This window comes from Actinoalloteichus caeruleus DSM 43889 (assembly GCF_000429185.2).
GTDB classification, from domain to species: domain Bacteria; phylum Actinomycetota; class Actinomycetes; order Mycobacteriales; family Pseudonocardiaceae; genus Actinoalloteichus_B; species Actinoalloteichus_B caeruleus.
The window spans coordinates 5,602,548-5,624,995 of record NZ_AUBJ02000001.1 but is presented as its reverse complement, the minus strand read 5'-3'; the positions used below and the strand labels follow the sequence as shown (position 1 = coordinate 5,624,995).

Sequence of the window (22,448 nt, the reverse complement as noted above, 5' to 3'; positions counted from 1 at the left end):
CGACGCGGCGCGGACCGGGGACTCGCCGGCGACCCCTCCCCGCCCGGGGGTGCACGGTGGAGTGAACGTGTGTACGGTGCCGCAGGCCGACGTGGTCACGGCGTGCGATCACGCCGCTCCAAATCGTCTCCTCCCGGGGCCGCGACCCGCCGTAGGGGACGAGAACGGTACGTCTCGACGGAGAACGAGGTAGGGGAACAGTGAACGACGCGATCGTCGCGCTGAACGACGACTTCTGGACCTACCTGGTCATCCCCCTGCTCGCCGTGGTCAGCATCTACTTCACGGTGCGATCCCGAGGCGTGCAGTTCCGGCTGGTCCGGGAGATGGTCCGCAACCTCGGAGGGAAGCCGGAGCGGGCGCGGGACGGGAAGCCGGCCGTCTCCTCCTTCCAGGCTTTCGCGATCTCCGCGGCGGCCCGGGTGGGGACCGGCAACATCGCCGGCGTCGCCATCGCCATCAGCCTCGGTGGGCCGGGCGCGGTCATGTGGATGTGGATCATGGGGCTGGTCGTCGGCTCCGCCTCGTTCGTGGAGTCCACGCTGGCGCAGTTGTTCAAGGTGCGCGACCGGGACGGCTACCGAGGGGGCCCCGCCTACTACATGTGGCACGGGCTGGGGCAGCGGTGGATGGGAGTCCTCTTCGCCGTCGTCATCATCTTCACCTTCGGCTTCGTGTTCAACATGGTGCAGTCGAACAGCATCGCGGCGGCGATCTCCAACTCGGTGAACACGGTGTCCGGTGGGGCGGAGACAGCTGGTTGGTTGGCGCCGGCGGTCGGCATCGCGCTCGCGCTGTTGGCCGGGGTGGTCATCTTCGGCGGGGTCCGCCGGATCGCGGCGGTCGCGCAACTGGCCGTTCCGTTCATGGCGCTGATCTACCTGGTGATGGGCGCGGTCGTGGTGGGCATGAACATCGAGCAGGTCCCGGCGGTGTTCTCCGACATCGTCGCCTCGGCGTTCGGCCTGCGTGAGGTCGGCGCCGCCGGTCTGGGGACCGCGGTGATGATGGGCATCCGGCGGGGGCTGTTCTCCAACGAGGCCGGGATGGGTTCCGCCCCGAACGCGGGCGCGACTGCGTCGGTGAGCCACCCGGTGAAGCAGGGCCTCGCCCAGACCTTCGGCGTGTACTTCGACACGCTCGTCGTCTGCTCGATCACCGCCTTCATCATCCTGTTCGCCAACCCCGCCTACGGCAGCGACCTCGGGGGCGCGGAGCTCACCCAGCAGGCGCTGGCGGCCAGCCTGGGCGCCTGGTCGGTGCACCTGCTGACGTTGATCATCTTCCTGCTGGCCTTCACCTCGGTCATGGGCAACTACTACTACGGCGAGTCGAACCTGAGCTTCCTGACGTCCAGTCCCGCCGTGATGCTGGGTTACCGGATCGTCGTGGTCGGTGTCCTGTTCTTCGGCGCCATCAGCTCGCTGGAGCTGGTGTGGAACCTCGCGGACGTCACGATGGGCGTGATGGCGGTGATCAACCTGGTCGCGATCGCCCCGCTGGGGGCGGTGGCGATGCGACTGCTGCGGGACTACGAGGCGCAGCGGCGGCAGGGGCTCGACCCCGTCTTCACCCGCGACCGCCTGCCGGACGTCCAGAACGTGGCGTGCTGGGAGCCGGAACCCGACGGCGACCGGGCTCGTGAGGCTGTCAGCGAGAGCTGACCCGGCCGGCGAGGACGGGGCGGGGATGCCGCACCGAGCGGGTGGGATGGGGACGGGCGGCTTGGGCGTCCGACCTCGGGAGACGCGCTGATCACTCGATCAGCCGGCCGCGACGACGCCTGGGGCCACCTCGGGCGCTGCGGACCCACCCGAGGTGGTCGGCTCCCGCCACGCCTGCCGTGGCGCGCCCGAGGTCACCTCTGGCGGCTGTCGTAGGCCTCGCCGTTGGCGAGCACGACGTCCATGTGGGTGTCGGCCCACTCCTTGATGCCGCGCATGAGGTGGTGCAGTGAGAGGCCGAGGTCGGTCAGCTCGTAGGTGACCGTGACCGGCACGGTTGGTGTGACCGTGCGGCTGATCAGGCCGTCGCGTTCGAGGGAGCGCAACGTCTGGGTGAGCATCTTCTGACTGACCCCGGCGAGCCGCCTGGCCAGCTCCGAGTAGCGCATCGGTCGTGGTCCGTCGGCGCAGGCCTCGCCGGACCGATGCGGACCGCCGCTGCCGAGCGCGGCCAGGATCAGGGCGGTCCACTTGTTGGAGATCCGGTCGAGCAGTTGACGGCTGGGGCAGCCCGCCAGGAAGGCGTCGTAGCTCGCTCGCGCCCGCTCCCGCTGCTCGGTCGCCGTCCTCGTCGTCATCACGCACCCACCTTCCAGCACCGGGTGCCTTACGCACTTCGAGGTGCCTTCTTCCCGTTGGGGAGTATCTCACCCACAGTGGTGCTGGCACCCAGTCATGGGGCAGCAACCGTCCTGAGGAGCACGTTGTGAGCACGTCCACCTTCCGCGCCGCCGTCGTCCGCGACCCCGGCGGCCCCGACTCGATCGAGATCATCGACGTCCCCGTCCGCGAGCCCGGCAGGGGTGAGGTCCGGGTCGCGGTCGCCGCGGCGGCCGTCAACCCCGTCGATCTCGCGGTCGCCGCCGGCCTGTTCCACGCCAGGGGGGTGATCCACCAGCCGGACCACACCGGTCTGGGCTGGGACTTCGCCGGCACCGTCGTCGCGACCGGCCCGGATGTGGACCTGGCCGTGGGCACCCGGGTCGCCGGACTGGTGGACGGCTTCGACCGCGACCACGGCTCCTACGCCGAGCAGCTCACCGTGCCGGTCGCCAAACTCGCCGTCGTGCCCGACGGGCTGGACCTGTCGACAGCCTCGACCGTGCCGGTCAACGGGCTCGCCGCCGCGGGGATCCTCGACCTGCTCGGCGACGCGACCCCCGGTGCCGACCGGCTGCTGGTGACCGGGGCGGCGGGCGCGGTCGGCGGTTACCTGGCCGTCCTCGCCGCCGACCGCGGCTGGCGGGTCACCGGGCTGGCGAGGCCGGCCGACGAGGAGTTCGTCCGAGGTCTGGGCGCCGAGTTCGTCACCCACGCCGAACCGGGGTGGGACGCCGTCGCCGACTGCGCGGTGTTCCAGGAGCGGGCGCTGGCCCTGGTCCGCGACGGCGGCACCCTGGTCGGTGTCCAACCGGGCAACGCGCCCGCCACCGAGCGCGGGATCACCGTCCGCACCGTCGTCGCGGGCCCCGACAGCACCCGGTTGGACGACCTGCTCGGCCGCGTGGCGGCCGGGGAGCTGCCCGCTCGGGTGCACGCCGCCGTGCCACTGGACCAGGTCCCGGACGCGCACCGCGCCGTGGCCGGCGGCGGAGTGCGCGGCCGGTACGTGATCCACCCCTGACCTCCCAGGGCGGCGGGACGGTCCTGGTGTGGGCCCACCATGCCGCTCGCCCGTGTCGACGACGGCGTGCGGTCCGGGTAGCAGCGGGAGTACGGGGGACCTGGTCCACGCCCCTCGTGCCCGTCTCGAGCGGTGAGGTCCTCGGGACCCTCGGCCAGGAACCCCGGAGCTGTTCGCGCGGTGCCGTCCGAGTGGCGGCCAGGCGGCGGCGCGCACGCCAGCCTCGTCCGGCCACCCGCGCCCGTACCCGGGGCCGGCGACAGGAACACCGGGAAGCGTGCCTTCGCCGCGCTGGTCAGAGGAGGCGCTTGATCTCGCCCCGCGCCCGGTAGAAGCCGCCTCGACCGGACTCGTGCACCTCGGCGACGAGGTAGCGGGCTCCCACCTCGCGGATGTCCTTGGGGAACTGCACTCGCCAGGTCGGGTCGAACCCGGGGGTCAGGACTCGGACCCGGGTCCGGCCCCCCTCCTGGACGCACTCGACCTCCACGCCGGCGAGGCCGCTGGTGCTCGCGGAGCGCCGCACCGTCTCCAGGCGGGTCGACGGGGTGACCCGCTCCCACCCAGTGGCCTTGATGTCCTCGGTCCGGGGCAGCTGCCCCTCCTTCGCGGCGGTGACCGCCTGCTCACTGGCGTCGATGCAGGCCAGCGAGCCGTCGGTGGTGACGACGTAGAGCCGGTCGTCGTGGTACTGCATCGAGTAGGCGGAACCGCAGCCGGTGCCCAGCTTCCACAGCCGGGTGCCGTCGGCGGCGAAGCAGTACACCGAGGAGTGGTTGTCCCCGGCGAAGACGTACCGCCCGTCCGGGGAGGTGGCGCAGGAGAACACGGCGGCGTCGCACCGGTAGTGGTTGCGCACGGCACCGCTGGCCTTGTCGATCCGGTACACCGACCCGAAGGAGGTGCCGGCGTAGACGTCGTCGCGTTCCTGCCAGCCGAAGAGCACGCTGCCCCGCGTGTCGGTGTGCCACACGGGCTGGCCGTCCCGGGAGCCGTAGCGGGTGACGCCGCCCGAGTGCCCGTGGTAGACGCCGTCGTCGTCGCACCGCACCATCCAGGCGTAGTTCCCGGAGCTGGTGCGCCGCCACTGGAACTCGTCCTCGTGGTCGACGGTGGTGATGCCACCCTGGCGGTCGGACACCCCGAGCACACCGTCGTTGACGTCGAGCCAGTAGATGTCGACGTCCTCGGCGATCTCGTAGGCCACGTGCGGGATCTTGCCGCCGAGGTCGTAGACCCGGCCGTCGTCGCAGCCGGCGTAGATCCAGAAGTCGTCGGCGACGATGCACTTGACGCCGTCGGGTAACCCGTAGCGGCCGGTGACGGTGCCGTCGTGGGCGAGGGTGAAGACGTCACCCTTCTCGTTGCCGACCCAGGCCTGCTCGTCGTTGACGAAGATGCCGAACGCCGGGGCGCCGGAGGCGAAACGCCACAACACGGGGGCCTGCCGGGCCGTGGACCGGGTGCTCACGATCTCCCGTCGGGTGATGGCCCGGCGCTGCCGCACCCCCCGCACCGCTGGGGCATACCCCTTGCGGACCTTCTCGCCGATCTTCCTCGCCGCCGCGGCCGCCGCCTTCTCCTCGGTGGCGTAGGCGCTGGAACGCACCTGGCCGCGTTCGCCGATCCGCCCGTAGGTGATCGTCACCTCGGTCCCGCTGATCCGCACCTCGTAGAACTTGTGGGCGCCGCCGCCCTCTTCGGACAGTTCCAGGTACGTGGTCTGGTCGGCGCTGCTGGCCATCGCGTGCTCCGTGGGGTTCGTGGGGTGGGGCCGGGCGGTGGCCTCGGCTCGCCGTAGCTGATGGGCCGAACCATAGGAGCGGCCACCGACACGTGATCGTCACGGCGCGTGTCGCCATCCCGCGGCGGCACGCCCGTCGGACCGCGCTGGTCGGTCGGGGCCGGGGCGGTTCCGGTGGCCGCGGCAGGCTCCCGGCGGGCCTCGAGGAATGCCGCCCGAAACCGCTCGGACCGCCCCTCACCCGTGGTCGTGGTCGACGTCCAGCAGCGTGCCGACCGTGTCCTCCTGCCCCGGTTCGACGACCAGGAACTGCCCCATCATGCCCAGGTCCTCGTGCAGCAGCAGGTGGCAGTGGTACATGTACGGCACCTCGGGGTCGGTGTGCGGGCCGAACCGGATCAGCAGGCGCACCTCCCCGCCCGGCGGCACGTACACGGTGTCCTTCCACCCGGACAGCGGCGGAGGTGGTGGGTCCCCGTCGAGGTCGAGGACCCGGAACCGCACGTCGTGGACGTGGAAGTTGTGGGGTTGGTTGTGGTCGTTGCGCACCACCCAGGTCTCGGCGGTGTCGCGGACCACCACCTCGTCCACCCGGGACATGTCCATCGACCCGCCGTTGATCTGCCTGCCGCTCAACACGAACTCGCGGGTGGTGACCGACTCGGCGGGATCGGGTGGTGGGATGTCGGCGAGGGTGTCCGGCAGCGGCGGAGCGGGGCGCAGGTCACCAGCGGCCCGGATCTCGAGGATGTCGAGGGTGTCCCGGCCGCCGACCCGGCCGGTCATCGCGTCGCCGGTGCCCAGGTCAGGAGGGGTGGAACGCAGAACGGTGGACTCGCCCGCCACCAGGTCCACGACGATCTCGGCTCGTTCCCCGGGTGAGAGCCGCACCCGGGTAGTGCGGTGCGGGGCGGCCAGCAGCCCTCCGTCGGTGCCCACCAGCGCGAACCCGCGGTCGTCCGCGAACCCGAAGTCGTAGACGCGGGCCGTGGAGGCGTTCAGCAGGCGCAGCCTGACCCGTTCGTCCTCGACCTCCAGGTAGGGGCCGGCGGTGCCGTTGACGAGCACGGTGTCACCCAGGACGCCCATCGGGTTGCGGGACTCGCGGTCGAGCCGTCCCTGGCCGTCAAGCCGGACGTCCCGCACGACCAGGGGGATGTCGTCCACCCCGTACTCCCGGGGGAGGTCCAGGGCGGCTTCCTCGGGGTCGTCGACGAGGAACAGCCCCGCGAGGCCCTGGTAGACCTGCTTCTCCGTCTCACCGTGCGGGTGCGGGTGGTACCAGAGCGTCGCCGCGGGCTGGTCGACGGTCCACGTCGGTTCCCAGGTCTCCCCCGGTTCGATCGCCTGGTGCGGGGTGCCGTCCATCGCGGCGGGCAGGCGCATCCCGTGCCAGTGCACGGTGGTCACCTCGTCGAGGTCGTTGCGGACCCGCACTGCGACCCGTTCGCCCTGCCGTGCCCGCAGCGTCGGCCCGAGGTGATCGCCGTTGAACCCCCGCGTCGGAGTGCTGAGCCCGGGGACGAACTCACGCTCGCCATCCTGGGCGACGAGGTCGAACACCCGCCGGCCATCGCCGTCCAGGTGGGACTCCGCCAGTGGTGGCACCGCCAGTGGCCGTGCGAAGTCGACCTGTCCGACGGTGTCCACGGGTTCCTCTCCTCCGAAACCGAGGCTGGAACACCCGGAGGCGACGGCGATCACGAGAAGGGCGACCAGGAACGGACGGGGGCCGCGAGGGAACCCCCGACCCGCGAACCGGCTCACCTCCCGGAGCCGTCCCGACGGCGGCGCGAGTCGACGAGCACCGCGACCACCACGCCCAGCAGCGACCCCACCTGGGGAGCCAGCCCGACCACCACCACCAGCGGCCCGCCCTGGTAACCGGTCACCTGCGCCGTCCTGGCCAGCAGTTCGCCCACCAGGAAGCCGGCGATCCACCCGGCGAACAGGCCCAGCACCACGATCCCCACGGTTCGCACCCGACGTCCTCTCCCTCGGCATCACGGCGCGGAACGCTAGGTCGGGCCGGGCCGCGCGTCGTCGGCCTGAGGACGCCTCCCCTGGTCGCTTCTCGACGTACCCGGAGGTCGACCGGACCCGTCGTCGGCGGGCGACGTTGGACGACTGTCCCGGTCGGGCGCACTGCCTACACTCCGCGAGGTGAGCGATTCCGCGTCGGGTGACGAACCGGGTTCCGGGCGGGAACCCGTGGCCGCCGGACCCACGCACCCGGGGATCCGCCACGGCACGGGCTGGCCACCGGAACCGGCGGCGGAGGGGACCGACGGGGGGTGGATCGCTGCCCCGGGCCGCCGGACGGCCCGGGCGCGCTGGCGGTGGACTGCCTGCTCGGGGCCGCCGTCACCGCGGTGGTGGCGGTGGCGATCACGGCGGACCTGGGTGGGAGCAGGGGCCCGGACGTCACCGCGTACCTCTTCGCCGCCGGCCTGGGTGCGCTGATGGTGGTCCGCCGCCCCTTCCCCCTGCTGGCGCTGGCCGCGACGGCGACCGGGGTCGTCGCCTACCACATCGCCGACTTCCCCCCGATCGGTCTGGCGATCCCGCTGGCCGCCGCGTTGTTCTCCGCCGCGGAAGCGGGCCGGGCCCGGATCGCGGTGGTGACATCGGCGGTGCTGCTCGCGGTGAGCTCGTTCTTCCGGCTCCGGGAGGGCGAGGACGTCGGCTACCTGCTTGGCTACGAACTCGCCAGCTCGGTGGGGGTGATGGCGGCGGCGATCGCCCTGGGGGACGCGGTGCGGGCCCGGCGGCGGTGGCGGTGGGAGTCGCGGCGACGGGCGCTGTCGGCGGCCGTGGAACGGGAGCGGGAGGCGGAGAGCCGGGTCGCGGCGGAGCGCCTGCGGATCGCGCGGGACCTGCACGACGTGCTCGGCCACACGATCGCGGTCGTCTCGCTCCAGGCCGACGTGGCGGCGGAGGCCCTGGCGGACGACCCGGCCTCGGCTCGGTCGGCTCTCGGGGCGATCAGATCCGCCAGCGACGACGCCTCGCGGGAGCTGCGGGCCACCCTGGGCCTGCTGCGGGACCCCGCCGAGGGGGACGGCCGGTCGCCGATGCCGGGGCTCGACCAGTTGGGCCGGGTGGTCACGTCGGTCTCCGACGGTGGTCTCACCGTCCGGACCAGGGTCGAGGGGACTCCCCGCCCGCTGCCGCTGGTGGTGGAGACGACGGCGCTCCGCGTCGTCCAGGAGGCGTTGACCAACGTCCTACGGCACGCCGACGCGCGGCACGCCGAGGTCGTGGTCCGGCACGAGGAGACGGCGGTGTGGGTGGAGGTCGGGGACGACGGCCGGGGACCGGGCGGCGGCCACCGGGACGGCGCGGGGCAGGGCCTGCGGGGCATGTGCGAACGGGTCGGCCTGCTGGGGGGTTCGGTCGAGCTGGGGCGCGCGCCTTCGGGAGGGTTCCTGGTGACGGCCCGGCTGCCCAGGGAGGTGGTCGCGTGATCCGCGTGGTCGTGGTGGACGACCAGCCCCTGGTCAGGGCCGGGTTGCGGGCCCTGCTGGAACGGGGCGAGGACATCACCGTGGTCGGGGAGGCCGAGGACGGCTCGGGTGGGGTGCGTGTCGTGCGGCGGGAACGACCGGACGTCGTGTTGGTCGACGTGCGGATGCCGGAGATGGACGGGATCGAGGCCACCCGCAGGATCGTCGCGGACGAGGAGCTGCGCGGGGTCGGCGTCATCGTGCTGACCACCTTCGACGTCGACGAGCACATCTTCGACGCCATCCGGGTGGGCGCGGCCGGGTTCCTGCTGAAGAACACCGGCGCCGAGGACCTGCGCAGGGCGGTCCGCCTGGTCGCGGCGGGCGAGGCGTTGTTGTCCCCGTCGGTGACGCGCCGGGTGATGGCGGAGGTCGCGGCGAACCGGGCCGTGACGAGGCCGGAGTTGGTGGCGACGTTGACGGACCGGGAACGGGAGGTGCTGGTCGAGATCGCGGCGGGGCTGTCGAACCAGGAGATCGGCGCCTCGCTGTTCATCAGCCCCGCGACCGCGCGGACCTACGTGGGCAGGCTGCTCACGAAGCTGGACGCCCGGGACCGCGCGCAGCTGGTCACCCTCGCCTACGAGAGCGGCCTGGTCCGCCCCGGCGGCCGGTGAGCACCGGGTCCGGCTGGGCGGACCGGAGTACCGGCGGCACGACGGAGTGAACGCGGGTGGACCGAAGCCTGGTAGCTCTCCCACCCGGCACGTCCCGCTACGGCTGGCCAGGTGCGGGGCCACCGCTCCTTTCCGCGATGCGGACAGTGCGCCGAGAGCGCGCGCCGACGGCATGGGGGTCGGTGGCGGTCCCCCTCAAGGCCGCCCGCCGGTCGCGGCGGGGCCTGGGTCGCGCCGCCCACGCGAGCCGCGATCCGCGCCTGAGCCCCCGCCATCACGCTCCGCACGCCACCCACGCGCTCCGGACCGGGACTCCCACCGACACGCTCCGGAGCGCACCGACGAGGTCCCGGAGGCGTTGGCCGTCCTCTGACGGGAATCGCGTTGACTCCGGCGGGGGGCGGAGCCTACGGTTCGCGCCATGTCCTGCTTCTCCGCCTCCTTCTTCGTGAGGCTGCGCACCGCCTGACGGCGGTGTCGCCCTTCGTACCGCTCGCGCCCCCGCGTTCCACCCGGACCGTGGTCAGTTCCGCCTGACCACCACCGGGTCCGAGCCGCGGGCCCGTGGCAGTGGGACCACGCCGCCGTCTGTTCCGACGTTCTCCCGTCCGCGCGTGCCGTCGTCGCCGCCGGACGTCCCCACCAACGTCCTCGCAGGAGCAGCAGTGTCCTCCCATTCCCACAGTCCCGTCGGGGGGCGGCACGAACTCGGCCAGAACTTCCTGGTCGACCGTGCCGTCGTCCGGCTGATCGCCGAGCTGGCGGCGTCGGCCGCGCCAGGTCCCGTCCTGGAGCTGGCCGCCGGTGACGGCGCGATCACCTCGGCCCTGGTCGGCCTGGGTCGCCCGGTGACCGCCGTCGAACTCGACCCGTCCCGGGCACGCCGCCTCGCCGCCCGGCTGGGCGACTCGGCCCGCGTCGTCCGGGGCGACCTCCTCCGGCACCGGGCTCCCACCGTCGAGCACGTCGTGGTGGCCAACGTGCCGTTCCACCTGACCACTCCGCTGCTGCGGCGCCTGCTCGACGACGGGGCGACCTGGCACACGGCGGTGCTGGTGCTCCAGTGGGAGGTGGCCAGGAAGCGCGCCGGGGTGGGCGGGGCGACCATGATGACCGCCGCGCACTGGCCGTGGTTCGACTTCGACCTCGTCGACCGGGTTCCGGCCCGGGCGTTCCGGCCGGTCCCGAGCGTGGACGCCGGTGTGTTGCGGATCCGGCGTCGGCCCGGTCCGCTGCTGCCGGAGGACGACCGAGGTCCGTACCAGGCGTTCGTGCGGGAGGTCTTCACCAGCAGGGGGGCTGGGTTGCCCGCGATCCTGCGGCGGGTGACGAACGGCCGCGTTCCCGCCGCCCGCCTGCGGGACTGGCTCCGCGCCGAGTCGCTCGACGAGGGCGGCCTGCCCCGGCGGTTGACCTCCCGCCAGTGGGCCGAGCTGTACCGGATGTTCCGGGACGGCCGCGCCGACCGGGCGCCCGCCCCCAGCCCGGCGGGGCGGCCGGCGGCGCGAGCCGGCCGGGACGTGCGGTGCCACGCCACCGCCCTGGCGGCTCCGACGGGAGTGGGGCGGGCTGGCGGGGGCGTCGACGTCGGGGGTGACCCCGGACCGCCCCGGCCGGTGCGGGCTGTCAGTGGTGGGAGTGCCCACCGCTCGGGTGGTTCAGGGTGCGGTCCACGGTGTCGACCCGCTCGGGTGGCACGACGAGGAACTGCCCCATCATGCCGGCGTCCTCGTGGGCGAGGAGGTGGCAGTGGTACATGTAGGGCACCTCCTCGTCCACCTCGGTCCCGAAGTCGACCGCGAGCCGCACCAGGGCCCCGGGGGCAGGTAGACGGTGTCCTTGGGTCCGGCCAGCCACGCCGGGGGCGGGGCGCCGTCCACGTCGAGGATGCGGAAGCTGACGTCGTGGATGTGGAAGTTGTGGGGTGAACCGCTCCCCCTGACCTCCCAGATCTCCGTGGCGCCCGCCGGCACCACCTCGTCGACGCGACCCATGTCCATCGGCCGCCCGTTGATCTCGGAGGTCCCGGAGAGTTCGAAGGCGCGGACGGTGGCGCCCGGCGGCGGCTCGACGACGGGTTCGCTGCCCAACTCCCGGGGAACGGGTGGTGACTCCCGCAGCCGGTCGGCGGCCCGGAGCTGGATGATGTCGAACGTGTCGTCCCCACCGGAGAACCTGTCCTGGAAGAAGCCGGCGTCCAGGCCGCCGGGGAAGGACCGCAGGACCGCCCGTTCTCCGGGGTCCATCTCGACCACGATCTCCGCCCGCTCGCCCGGTGAGAGCCGCACCCGGTCCCGCTCCACGGGTGCGGGCAGCAGGCCCGTGTCGGTGGCCACCACCTGGAAGTGCCGGCCGTCGACGAAGCCGAGGTCGTAGACGCGGGCGGTCGACCCGTTGAGCACCCGCAGGCGGGTGCGGCTGGCGGTCACCTCGAAGTGCGGGTCGTGGGTCCCGTTGACCAGGATCTCGTCGCCGAGGATGCCCACCCCGCCGCCGCCGCTGAGGTCGAACTGGCCGGCGTCGTCGAAGTCCTTGTCCTGCACGATGAGGGGAACGTCGTCCACCCCGTACTCCGAGGGCAACGTCAGCGAGTCGGTCCGCTCGTCCTCGACGATGATCATGCCGGCGAGACCCCGGTAGACGTGCTCGGCCGTCCGGCCGTGGGGGTGCGGGTGGTACCAGAGGGTGGCCGCGGGTTGGCGCACCATCCACTCCGGGATCCACACCCCACCGGGCCGGACCTCCTGGTGGGGTCCCCCGTCCATGCGGGCCGGGACCCGCATCCCGTGCCAGTGCAGCGAGGACGCCTCGGAGAGCTCGTTGGTGACCCGCACGGCGACGTGGTCGCCGCGCCGCATCCGCAGGGTCGGGCCGAGGTGGTCCCCGTTCACCCCCCAGGTCACCGTCCGCGTGCCGGGCAGCAGCTCGGAGGCCCCTGTCCTCAGCCGCAGGTCGAAGGCCTGGCGGCCTTCCTCGTCGGTCTCCGGTTCGAGGAGGGGTGGTACGACCAGCGGTGTCGCGAAGTCCAGCTGGCCCAGGTTGTCGCGCCGCACGACCTGGTAGCCGATCGCGAAGCCCGCCGCGAGCAGGATCACCCCCACGAGGGAGAGCGCCAGGAGCGCGGTCACCACGGTGCGCGGGCGCGGCCACCGGCGCCGGGACTGCGGGGACTGGGGAGTTCTTCTCACCCCCTCAGCCAACCGGTCGGAGGGCCTGGTCGACGTCGGGAAGGCCCCGGAGCAGGCCCCTGGTCCCGGTCCTGGGGTGGCTCGGTGACAACCCTGGCTACGACTTTCGGCCGAGGGGGCCTCCCGTGCCTGGCCGTTCGGCTGATCTGCGGGACAGGGGTTCACGGCCAGGCTGTACGCACACCGACCCCTCCGATCGAGAAGGACGACGATGCGCTCCGCCACCACCACCGGCCCGGTTCCCGGAACCACCGCGTTCCGGATGCCCGAGGCGACCGGTCCACGGGCCTGGCACGGCCCGTCATCGCACGGACGCGGTCCGGACGGAGCCAGCACCCCACCGGGGCGGTCCCCCAGGTCCGCTGCCCCCCGCGCGCGCGGAGGGAGCCGCCCGACCGGCTGAGGCGACTCGACGAAGGGAGAACACGGACGAAAGGACGGAACACCATGTCATCCACCACCACCGCCACCGGGACGATCGTGGCGGCCACCGACGTGTCGAAGGTGTACGGCAGCGCCGACACCCAGGTGCACGCGTTGCGCGGGGTCAGCCTCGGCGTCGCCGAGAGCGAGTTCACCGCCGTCATGGGTCCCTCGGGCTCGGGCAAGTCCACGCTGATGCACTGCATGGCCGGTCTGGACCGGCCCACCAGCGGGTCGATCACCGTCGGCGGCACCGAGATCACCTCCCTGCGGGAACGGCAGCTCACCGACCTGCGGCGGGACCGCATCGGGTTCATCTTCCAGAAGTTCAACCTGCTCTCGGAGCTCACGGCGGAGGACAACATCCTGCTGCCGTTCAGCATCGCCGGCCGCTCGCCGGACCAGGAGTGGCTGAGGACCGTCATCGACATCCTCGGCATCCGCCCCCGGCTGGGGCACCGCCCGTCGCAGCTCTCCGGCGGTCAGCAGCAGCGGGTGGCGATCGCCCGGGCACTGGCGACCAGGCCGGACGTGGTGTTCGCCGACGAGCCGACCGGCAACCTGGACTCGTCGTCGGGCCGGGAGGTGCTGGAGTTCCTGCGCAGGTCGACCGGGGACTTCGGCCAGACCATCGTGATGGTCACCCACGACCCCTCCGCCGCGGCGGCGGCCGACCGGGTCGTGCTGTTGGCCGACGGTCGGATCGCGGGGGAGCTGCGCCGGCCGTCCCGGCAGGACGTGCTCGCCGCCCTCGACGAACTGAGCAGGTGAACGATGGGACTGGGCAAGGCATCACTCGCGCAGATCCGACAGCGGCCCTCGCGGATCCTGCTGACCGGTATCGCCATCGCCATCGCCACGTTCTTCGCGGCGGGCACCATGCTGTTCACCGACACCCTCCGCGACGAGTTCATCCGCAGCACCGTCTCGGTGAGCGAGGAGACCGACGCGGTCGTCGACGCCGTCGAGGAACCGTGGGTGCTCACCGACGAGCAGATCCAACGGGTCGCGGCCATGCCGGGCGTCGACCAGGTCGCGCCGTCCGGTAGCGGGGTCTCCATCGCCATCGGGCGCAACAACTACGTGTTGCGCACCTCCCCCGTCGAGGGCCCGTTGGCGATGCACACGGTGGAGGAGGGGTCGGCTCCGGGTACCGACGAGGTGCTGCTCAGCCGCTCGCTGGCCGAGGAGCTGGACTTCGCGATCGGCGACCAGTTCGAGGTGGTCCTCTACACCGAGGCGGACCAGAAGACGGTCACGGCCACCCTCAGTGGTCTGGTGCGGGACAGCCCTCAGGGCAGCTACAGCGTGATGACCAGCGAGGACACCTTCGCCGACTGGTCCGAGACCGACGGGTTCTACCAGCTGCTGGTGGCCGGTAGCCAGGACGAGGGCGACCTGGTGTCCGCCATCCAGGACGACCTCGGCACCTCCGTGCTGGTGAACTCCGGTCAACAGGTCCGGGACGAGGACATGCGGTCCGCCGCCCGGCAGGCCGACTCGATCTTCCTGGTGTTGTCGATCTTCGTGGTGATCGCGATGCTGGCGGCGGCGATCATCGTCGCCTCCACCTACCGCATCCTGCTGGCGCGCAGCCGCCAGCGCACCGCCATGTTGCGCTGCATCGGCGCGCATCCCGGGCAGATCGTGCGCGCGCTGCTGGTGGAGGCGGTCATCTCCGGTGGCCTCGCCGGGCTGAGCGGTGCCCTCGCCGCCGTCGGCGCGGGCACGGCCGGGCTGGCCATCGCGGACCTGTTCGTCACCGCCACCATGCCCCCGCTGACGGTGTCGGTACCGAGCCTGCTCCTCTGCGTCCTCGCCGCGGTGCTGCTCTCCGTGGTCGCCGCGGTCTTCCCCGCGATCAAGGGCGCGAGGATCCCCCCGGTGGCGGCCATGAGCTCCGCTCCGCTGGCCGACAGCGAGTCCCGGGTAGGCAGGTTGCGCACCACCCTCGGCGTCCTGCTCCTGCTGGGGGCGCTGGGTCTGCTCGCCCTGGGGCTGATGATGGGCACCAACGAGGGCCAACTGTTCGTGCTGGCCGTCATGGCCTCCGGGGTGTTGCTGTTCGGCGCCGTGCTGGCAGCCGGACCGCTGTTGGTGCGCATCATGACGCGCCTGGTCGAGAGGCCGGCCGGGGCGGCGGGCGGGATCGCCGGTCGGTTGGCGGCCCGCAACACCGGTCGCGCGCCGCGCCGCTCGGCGACCACCGCCTCGGTGTTCGCCCTCGGCGTGACCCTGGTCAGCGCCGTGCTCGTCGGGTTGAGCAGCATGCAGGCCGGCGCGGACGAGCAGCTGCGGGCGTCGATGCCCGCTGACGCGATGGTGAGCGACTTCTCCAACCAGGAGGAGGTTGACGGGCTGCTCGACCAGCAGCTGGTGGACGACCTGGCCGCCGCGCCCGGTGTCAGCGCCGTCACGCCCCTCTGGGAGACCCCGCTGGACGTGGACTACGGGACGGACGTCGTGGAGGAGTGGGTGTCCAGTGTGGACGTCCCCGCGATTCCCAACCTCACCCGCAACATCGCCTCCGGGGACTTCTCGGAGTGGGGCCAGGGTTCGGTGGCGCTCTACCAGCGGGTGGCCGACGACCACGGCCTGTCCGTCGGTGACACGGTCACGGTGGGCGCCGAGGGTCGGACCGTGGAGCTGACGGTCCAGGCGATCTACCGGCAGGGGGGCACGCTCGGGTTCGTCTCGATCCACCCGGACGACCTGCGCACCCTCATGCCCGACCTCGACCCGTTCCGGCTGCTGATCGCGGCGGACGAGGCGATCGAACTCGACGCGCTCCAGCAGGCGCTGGAGGCGACCGTGCCCATCGACCCGAACCTCAGCCTGTTCTACCCGGCCGAGGAGCGGGAGGCGTTCGAGGAGATCATCGGCAACCTGCGGTTGGTGGCGTTGGGCCTGGTCGGGATCACGGTCATCGTCGCGATGGTCGGGGTGGCGACCACGCTGTCGCTGTCGGTGGTGGAGCGCGGCCAGGAATACGGCCTGCTCCGGGCGTTGGGGCTGCGTGGCGGCCGACTGCGGTCGATGCTCACCTGGGAGGGCGCCCTGCTGGGCGTGTACGCCACGGTCATCGGGATCACCCTGGGCAGTGCCTACGCGGCGATGGTCGCCTCGGCGCTCTCCGACGTGCCCATGATGGCCATCCCGTGGGGCCAGTTGGGGGCCGTGCTGGTCGCGATGATCGCGATGGCGCTGCTGGCCGCGCTGATCCCGGCGCGCAAGGCCGCGAGGAGTTCCCCGATGCAGGCGCTCGCGGACGACTGACGCCACGGCGGCGGTCCTCTCCGGTGCGGGTGTCGGCGGGTTCGTCCCGCCGACACCCGTTCGCCGTGCCGGGACCGGGCCGGCCGGCACCTCCCGGGAATGGCTGATCCGTGGGCCGTCGGCTCGGTCGTATCACTGAGCGGTTCCCCCCGGGGAGGCTCACCGAACGACCGGTTTCGCCGGGGTGCGGCCTCGCCGCCGCACACGGCCAGTGATACTGCTTGTGATAACTACTCGTTCCGTGCCAGAGCGGCGGTCCATCCCACGTCAGGGGGCGCTGTGCGGCGGGACCGCTCAGGGGGCTGGGACACCGAACTCGACAGAGGTGACCATGTCCGGTTTCGAGGTGGCCGAGGAGGAACTGGCCGCCGTGGGTGACTCGTTGTCGACCCTGTCCGAGGACCTCGACGCGGTGTGCCGCTCGTGGAAGTCCGGCACCGGCGGCGGGGGTGGCGCGTTCACCACCTCGGACTGCGCGGAGGCCTTCGACGACCTGGCGCGCAACCTGGCGGGCACCTTGCTCGGGCACTCCGAGCGGGTCGGCGAGCTCGGTGAGGGTGTCCGGCGGAGCTCGGAGACCTACACCGACATCGACGACGAACGCGCCCGCGCCTTCGACGGCAAGGGGGTGTCGGTGTGAGCCAGGTGGCGGTGGAGGAGCTGGAGGACCGGGCGGCGAGCCTCGGCTCGATCGCCGGCTCGGTCAGCGGGAACAACGTCCGTTCGGTGCTCGGGGACCTGCCGGCCAAGATCGGCGAGCTGGGTGGTGACGCGGAGGCCATCGAGGACCTGCGGATCAGCTGCACGCGAACGGCGGAGGCCACCGAGACGGCGGCCTCCGACGGGCTGTCCTCGGCGGCGAGCGAGCTGGAGGCCGCGTGGACCGGCTCCGCCGCGTCCTCGGCGGTGGGCGCCATCACCAAGCAGCGGTCCGCGCTGCTCCAGGACTCGGAGCTGTTCACCCGCGCCGCCGGGGTGCTCTCCTCGTTGTCCACCAACCTGGCCTCGGCGAAGGAGGACCACACCGCGATCCTCGACAACGTGGCCGACCTCGCCGCCCGCGCCGCCGACGTTCCCGATGACGACGAGGAGGCGCTGCACGAGTTCGCCGTCGCCACCAGGCGCGTCGCGACGGCCGCCGCGACCCTCCTCACGGCACTGGCCCAGGAGAACCGGGCCGCGGCGGCGGAGCTGCGGAGCATTTCCCTCGGCGGCGACGACGTGGTGGCGCTGACACCCGACGGCCGCGAGTCGTTGGAGGACATCCTCAACCGCTACCAGGTCGCCGCGTCCGAGTACGAGCTGGTGGACTTCCCACCACCCGAGCTGGTCGACGTCATCAACCCCATCCTGGAGAGGCTGGGGTTCTCGGTGCCCAGCAGCAAGTGGACCCAGGAGGAACTGGACCTCTTCCTCCAGCTGCGGCCGGACGAGATGTACACCTGGTACCGCCTCCAGCAGGAGGCCTACGTCGTGAGCGAACAGCAGTTCGGCGACCCGGACAACACCACGCACAACCACGTGGACGCCTTCCGGCACGCCTACTGGAACGCCAGGATGACCCAGGAATTCGGGGCCGAGTGGTCCGAGGCCTTCGCCACGGCGCACGAACGGAAACCCGAGAACGGTCGGTACCCCGAGGCGATGGACCTGTACAACAACGAACGCGGCCGGGAGATCGGCACGTCCAACCCGAACGCCAGTCCCGAACAGATCGCCAGCCAGGTCCGCCAGTCGGTCGACCAGGGGGACATGGTGGTGATCAGCCAGGACGGCCGGTTGGCCTACAGCGACCAGGTGGGCCACGGCGGGACGACGACCCTGGACGACTACGACGAGTCCGAGGTCGACCGGGGCGGGTTCGTCCCCGACACCGACGGGGTGCGACCGGACCGTTCCGGGCTGAACCCCTGGGCCTGAGCCCCCGCGACCGGGATCCGGTGGCCGCCGCACCGCGCGGCTGGCCACCGGGCACCACCCGGGTCCGAGCCGCCCGCTGCCCCTGACCTCTCCGGGCTGGATCGCCGCACCAGGGTGGACGAGGAGAGGGCGCGAACCCGCTCCCCGGCGTCGTCCACGGCGACCACCCACCTCACGCACGGGGCGGGTCGAACGGCGGAGAGGGCGGCGCCGGCCACCGCGAGCCCCTTGTCGTCCGCCTGCCCTCGATTCGCGCGGACGATTCCCGGGATCGGCGGAACAAGCCCGACAACGACCAACGGGCACGCGATGACGCCGATCACTGGCCACCGTGAGCACACGGGTCCCACCAGGCGACCACGTATCTAGCCGTACCAGGACCGTTCCGCGGAGCGGCGTCCGACCGTGGGTGGCGCGGGCATCGTCGATGTCCCCAGACCGGCGGAAAGGGAAAAATCAACCCGCCGGGAACCGGTCCACGGCATTCCACTGGCCCCCGTCAGGTGATGTCCCCTCCCGGATCCGGTTCCGCCACCGCGCCGGTCCGGCAGCCGCTGCCCTGGTGTTCCGCGTCGCCGGCGCGAGCCGTGCCGGGTGGGAGAGCACCCGGTCACGGCCGGGTCACCGCCCTCCGCCGCGCCGGACGGCGCCGCCCCTCGCGCTCCCCCTCCCGCTCCCCCACCGGGGCCCGCCACGGCCCGGTCCCGCCACCCGATGGCGAGGAGCGGTGTTTAGCGCCGCTTCGCACCGGGCAGGGCAGGTGTCAAGGTGACACTCCCCCGACGACGCCAACTGGGAGCGAGATGCCCACACAGCAGCAGACCCGTGCCCTGCTCGCCGCCGGGCACGACTACGAGCGGGCCGGCCGCGCCCTACGGGTTCCGCCCGGGCTCGCCTACCTGATCGCCACCGGGGAACCAGCCGACGGCGACCACACCGAACCGCCCCCCACCGCGGTGCGGCTGGGACTCACCCGTTCGCGTAGTCAACGGTTGGTGAACGCGCTGGAGCACACGCCCGACAGCCACGACGAGGTGCGCTGGTGGACGGCCCACCGCGTCCTGTCCGACCCCGACCAGCGGCGGCACGCCTCGTAGGGCGGGGAACGGCCCACGGGCCGAAGCTGGAGACGACAGGCCCACGGCCCCACGGGGGGCCGTATCCGAGGAGGTCCCGGTGGCGACTCCCCGCTGGCTCGACTGGCCGGTGTTCCGGCAGCTCACGGGCCCCGACCGCCTGGGACGCGGCGCGGCCGCCGTGTCCCGCGAAACCGAGTCCCTACGACCCAGGGTGGCGACGGCGGACAAGGTGTCCAAGTCGATCTGCCCCTACTGCGCGGTCGGCTGCGGCCAGAACGTCTACGTCCAGGACGGACGGGTCACCCATATCGAGGGGGACCCGGACTCACCGGTCAGCCGGGGCCGGCTCTGCCCCAAGGGCTCGGCGAGCCTCCAGCTGACCACGGGGTCCTCACGGCGGCACGAAGTGCTGTACCGCAGGCCGTACGGCACCGAGTGGGAACCGCTCGACCTGGAGACGGCCATGGACATGGTGGCCGAGCGGGTGATCAGGACACGACGGGAGAACTGGCAGGAGGAGGTGGACGGGTCCCGCACCCGACGCACCCTCGGCATCGCCAGCCTCGGCGGGGCGACGCTGGACAACGAGGAGAACTACCTCATCAAGAAGCTGTTCACCGCCCTGGGCATCGTCCAGGTGGAGAACCAGGCCAGGGTGTGCCACAGCTCCACCGTCGCCGGCCTGGGCACCTCCTTCGGGCGGGGTGGCGGCACCACCTACCTGCAGGACCTCCAGCACTCCGACTGCATCATCATCGAGGGGTCGAACTTCGCCGAGGCCCACCCGGTGGGGTTCCAGTGGGTCATGGAGGCCAAGGCCCGGGGCGCCACCGTCATCCACGTCGACCCCCGGTTCAGCCGGACCAGCGCGCTGGCCGACCTCTACGTCCCGATCCGCGCCGGCACGGACATCGCCTTCCTCGGCGGCATCATCAACCACGTCCTGAGCACCGGGAAGTACTTCCACGACTACGTGGTCAACTACACGAACGCGGCGATGCTGGTCCACGAGGACTTCCAGGACACCGAGGACCTCGACGGCCTCTTCGGCGGGTTCGACCGCGAGGACGGCACCTACGACGTCGACTCCTGGCAGTACGAGGGAGTGCGCGTCGCCTCGGCGGCGGGCAAGCGTAGCGTCGACGAGCCACGGCACCCCGGGCGGGACATGCAGTCCTCCGGTCACCCCGAGTCGCACGGCTTCGGCGGTCCCGCCCTGCACGGGGAACCGCTCCGCGACGAGACCCTCCAACACCCGCGCTGCGTCTTCCAGGTCCTGCGTCGGCACTACGCCCGCTACACCCCGGAGATGGTGGAACAGGTGTGCGGGATCCCCCGGGAGAAGTTCCTGCGGGTCTGCGAGGAGATCACCAGCAACTCGGGACGCGACCGCACCACGGCGTTCGCCTACGCCGTGGGCTGGACCCAGCACAGCGTCGGCGCCCAGTACATCCGCGCGGCCTCGATCCTCCAGCTGCTGCTGGGCAACATCGGTCGCCCCGGCGGGGGCATCCTGGCGCTGCGGGGACACGCCAGCATCCAGGGTTCCAGCGACATCCCGACCCTCTTCGACCTGCTGCCCGGCTACATCCCGATGCCCCACGCCCACCTGCACGAGGACCTAAACCACTTCATCTCCTCCGACGCCGCCGACAAGGGCTACTGGGCGAACATGCGGGCCTACGTGGTCAGTCTGCTCAAGGCCTGGTGGGGGCCGGCGGCCACCGAGGAGAACGACTACTGCTTCGACTACCTGCCCCGGTTGACCGGCGGGCACAGCACCTACGACACGGTGATGGCCCAGCGGGACGGCATCTGCCGTGGCTACTTCCTGCTCGGCGAGAACCCGGCGGTGGGCTCGGCGAACTCCCGCATGCAGCGGCTGGGCATGGCCAACCTGGACTGGTTGGTGGTGCGGGACTTCTCCCTCATCGAGAGCGCGACGTGGTGGCAGGACGGGCCCGAGATCGAGACCGGCGAGCTGCGCAGCACCGAGATCGGCACCGAGGTGTTCTTCTTCCCCGCGGCGGCGCACATCGAGAAGTCCGGCAGTTTCACCAACACCAACCGGCTGTTGCAGTGGAAGCACCAGGCGAAGGAACCCGACGGCGAGGCCCGCAGCGACATGTGGTTCATCTACCACCTCGGGCGGCGCATCCGGGAACGGCTCGCCGGCTCCACCGAGCCGATGGACCGCCCCATCCTGGACCTGACCTGGGACTACCCACTGGAAGGCACGCTGGGTGACCCCAACGCCGAGGCGGTCCTGGCCGAGATCAACGGCTGGGACGCCGAGGGGCGGCCGCTGTCGGGCTACGACGACATCAGGGACGACGGCTCCACCTCGTGCGGCTGCTGGATCTACTGCGGGGTCTACCAGGACGGGGTCAACCAGGCCGCCCGCCGGCGACCGCACCGCGAGCAGAACTGGACGGGCTCGGAGTGGGGGTGGGCGTGGCCGCAGAACCGCCGCACCCTGTACAGCAGGGCGTCGGCGGACCCGGAGGGCCGGCCGTGGAGCGAACGCAAGGCCCTGGTGTGGTGGGACGAGGAGGCGGGCCGCTGGACCGGCCACGACAGCATCGACTTCATCGCCGACCGTCCCCCCTCCTACCGGCCGGCCCCCGAGGCGCGCGGTGTGGAGGCGATCTCCGGGGTCGACCCGTTCATCATGCAGGCCGACGGCAAGGGCTGGCTGTACACGCCGGCGGGCCTGGTGGACGGGCCGCTGCCCACCCACTACGAGCCCCAGGAGTCCCCGTTCCCGAACCTGCTGTACCCGCAGCAGCGCAACCCGGTGCGGCTGGCCAACTCCCGGGAGGACAACCGCTACCAGCCCAGCGGGGACGAGCCGGGCGCCGAGGTGTACCCGTACGTGGTCACCACCTACCGGCTCACCGAGCACTTCACCGCGGGCGGCATGACGCGGTGGCAGCCCTACCTGGCCGAACTCCAACCCGAGTTCTTCTGCGAGGTCTCACCGGAGTTGGCCGAGGAACGCGGGCTGGAACACCACGGGTGGGCCACCATCGTGACGGCCCGCAACGCCATCGAGGCCAGGGTGGTGGTCACCGACCGGATGACGCCCCTGTTCGTGCAGGGCCGGACCGTCCACCAGATCGGGATGCCCTACCACTGGGGTCCCAACGGCTACACCACCGGCGACTCCGCCAACGAGCTGTCCTCCATCACCCTCGACCCCAACGCCCACATCCAGGAGGTCAAGGCCTGGACGGCGGACATCCGCCCCGGGCGACGTCCCCGCGGCGCCGCGCTGCGCCGCTACGTGGAGGACTACCGGCGGCGAGCGGGCGTCACCGAAACCACCGGAACGGAGGCCTGAGCGC

The 22,448-nt window shown here is 72.1% G+C and carries 16 protein-coding genes and 1 pseudogene; 11 read left to right on the top strand and 6 right to left on the bottom strand.

Features of this window, described 5'->3' with window-relative positions; translation table 11 throughout:
* Positions 1 to 200: 200 nt before the first annotated feature.
* The gene (locus G443_RS22920) at positions 201 to 1,664 is read left to right on the top strand and encodes an alanine/glycine:cation symporter family protein (protein WP_026419879.1); all 1,464 of its coding nucleotides are present in this window, start codon (positions 201 to 203) and stop codon (positions 1,662 to 1,664) included.
* Between the two features lie 194 nt (positions 1,665 to 1,858).
* Here the strand turns inward: G443_RS22920 and G443_RS22915 are convergent, their stop codons facing one another.
* The gene (locus G443_RS22915; RefSeq protein ID WP_026419878.1) at positions 1,859 to 2,302 is read right to left on the bottom strand and encodes a winged helix-turn-helix transcriptional regulator; all 444 of its coding nucleotides are present in this window, start codon (positions 2,300 to 2,302) and stop codon (positions 1,859 to 1,861) included.
* Between the two features lie 128 nt (positions 2,303 to 2,430).
* Between G443_RS22915 and G443_RS25620 the strand changes: the two genes are divergently transcribed.
* Positions 2,431 to 3,348, top strand: a complete 918-nt coding sequence (locus G443_RS25620; protein ID WP_026419877.1) for an NADP-dependent oxidoreductase — start codon at positions 2,431 to 2,433, stop codon at positions 3,346 to 3,348.
* Positions 3,349 to 3,643: 295 nt separating this feature from the next.
* Here the strand turns inward: G443_RS25620 and G443_RS22905 are convergent, their stop codons facing one another.
* From G443_RS22905 to G443_RS22895, 3 genes are all read right to left on the bottom strand, one after another.
* A complete protein-coding gene (locus tag G443_RS22905) occupies positions 3,644 to 5,092 on the bottom strand; it encodes a WGR domain-containing protein (protein ID WP_026419876.1) in 1,449 nt (482 codons plus the stop codon).
* Between the two features lie 237 nt (positions 5,093 to 5,329).
* Entirely contained in the window at positions 5,330 to 6,742 is a 1,413-nt protein-coding gene (locus G443_RS22900; RefSeq protein ID WP_245588897.1) for a multicopper oxidase family protein, read from the bottom strand.
* Positions 6,743 to 6,855: 113 nt separating this feature from the next.
* Positions 6,856 to 7,074 carry a DUF5957 family protein gene (locus G443_RS22895; protein ID WP_026419875.1) on the bottom strand — a complete coding sequence of 73 codons (219 nt, stop codon included), beginning with the start codon at positions 7,072 to 7,074 and terminating at the stop codon, positions 6,856 to 6,858.
* A 312-nt stretch (positions 7,075 to 7,386) separates the two neighbouring features.
* Between G443_RS22895 and G443_RS25205 the strand changes: the two genes are divergently transcribed.
* The 3 genes and pseudogenes from G443_RS25205 to erm all read left to right on the top strand — a co-directional run.
* The gene (locus G443_RS25205) at positions 7,387 to 8,559 is read left to right on the top strand and encodes a sensor histidine kinase (protein WP_308208874.1); all 1,173 of its coding nucleotides are present in this window, start codon (positions 7,387 to 7,389) and stop codon (positions 8,557 to 8,559) included.
* Positions 8,556 to 9,215: a response regulator transcription factor gene (locus G443_RS22880; RefSeq protein ID WP_026419873.1), complete on the top strand. Its 660-nt coding sequence runs from the start codon at positions 8,556 to 8,558 to the stop codon at positions 9,213 to 9,215. Before G443_RS25205 ends, G443_RS22880 begins: the two co-directional genes overlap by 4 nt.
* Before the next feature lie 665 nt (positions 9,216 to 9,880).
* Positions 9,881 to 10,654: pseudogene (gene erm, locus G443_RS22875) on the top strand (23S ribosomal RNA methyltransferase Erm); the annotation flags it as partial.
* A 187-nt stretch (positions 10,655 to 10,841) separates the two neighbouring features.
* On the opposite strand, the gene G443_RS22870 reads toward erm, so the two are convergent.
* Both G443_RS22870 and G443_RS22865 read right to left on the bottom strand, forming a co-directional pair.
* The gene (locus G443_RS22870; RefSeq protein ID WP_253860310.1) at positions 10,842 to 10,973 is read right to left on the bottom strand and encodes a multicopper oxidase domain-containing protein; all 132 of its coding nucleotides are present in this window, start codon (positions 10,971 to 10,973) and stop codon (positions 10,842 to 10,844) included.
* The gene (locus G443_RS22865) at positions 10,931 to 12,403 is read right to left on the bottom strand and encodes a multicopper oxidase family protein (RefSeq protein ID WP_253860275.1); all 1,473 of its coding nucleotides are present in this window, start codon (positions 12,401 to 12,403) and stop codon (positions 10,931 to 10,933) included. Before G443_RS22865 ends, G443_RS22870 begins: the two co-directional genes overlap by 43 nt.
* 447 nt (positions 12,404 to 12,850) lie before the next feature.
* On the opposite strand from G443_RS22865, the gene G443_RS22860 reads away from it, so the two are divergent.
* From G443_RS22860 to fdh, 6 genes are all read left to right on the top strand, one after another.
* Positions 12,851 to 13,597, top strand: coding sequence for an ABC transporter ATP-binding protein (locus G443_RS22860; RefSeq protein ID WP_026419872.1), 747 nt, complete (start codon positions 12,851 to 12,853; stop codon positions 13,595 to 13,597).
* A 3-nt stretch (positions 13,598 to 13,600) separates the two neighbouring features.
* Positions 13,601 to 16,102 (top strand): ABC transporter permease, encoded by a 2,502-nt coding sequence (locus G443_RS22855; protein ID WP_026419871.1) that lies wholly within the window; start codon positions 13,601 to 13,603, stop codon positions 16,100 to 16,102.
* Positions 16,103 to 16,433: 331 nt separating this feature from the next.
* Entirely contained in the window at positions 16,434 to 16,742 is a 309-nt protein-coding gene (locus tag G443_RS22850; RefSeq protein ID WP_026419870.1) for a hypothetical protein, read from the top strand.
* Positions 16,739 to 18,022: a WXG100 family type VII secretion target gene (locus tag G443_RS22845; RefSeq protein ID WP_026419869.1), complete on the top strand. Its 1,284-nt coding sequence runs from the start codon at positions 16,739 to 16,741 to the stop codon at positions 18,020 to 18,022. The genes G443_RS22850 and G443_RS22845 overlap by 4 nt, the downstream gene beginning before the upstream one ends.
* Before the next feature lie 803 nt (positions 18,023 to 18,825).
* On the top strand, positions 18,826 to 19,119 hold the full coding sequence (locus G443_RS22840; protein ID WP_026419868.1) for a hypothetical protein: 294 nt from the start codon (positions 18,826 to 18,828) through the stop codon (positions 19,117 to 19,119).
* 79 nt (positions 19,120 to 19,198) lie between these two features.
* Complete coding sequence (gene fdh, locus G443_RS22835; protein WP_035292716.1) at positions 19,199 to 22,444, top strand: formate dehydrogenase; 3,246 nt, start codon at positions 19,199 to 19,201, stop codon at positions 22,442 to 22,444.
* Positions 22,445 to 22,448 lie beyond the last annotated feature (4 nt).

Bases quoted from the DNA above. Each gene is read 5' to 3' on its own strand.
- G443_RS22915 (WP_026419878.1), bottom strand. From the start codon at position 2,302: ATGACGACGAGGACGGCGACCGAGCAGCGGGAGCGGGCGCGAGCGAGC.
- G443_RS22905 (WP_026419876.1), bottom strand. From the start codon at position 5,092: ATGGCCAGCAGCGCCGACCAGACCACGTACCTGGAACTGTCCGAAGAG.
- G443_RS22870 (WP_253860310.1), bottom strand. From the start codon at position 10,973: ATGTACCACTGCCACCTCCTCGCCCACGAGGACGCCGGCATGATGGGG.
- G443_RS22860 (WP_026419872.1), top strand. From the start codon at position 12,851: ATGTCATCCACCACCACCGCCACCGGGACGATCGTGGCGGCCACCGAC.
- G443_RS22855 (WP_026419871.1), top strand. From the start codon at position 13,601: ATGGGACTGGGCAAGGCATCACTCGCGCAGATCCGACAGCGGCCCTCG.
- G443_RS22850 (WP_026419870.1), top strand. From the start codon at position 16,434: ATGTCCGGTTTCGAGGTGGCCGAGGAGGAACTGGCCGCCGTGGGTGAC.
- G443_RS22840 (WP_026419868.1), top strand. From the start codon at position 18,826: ATGCCCACACAGCAGCAGACCCGTGCCCTGCTCGCCGCCGGGCACGAC.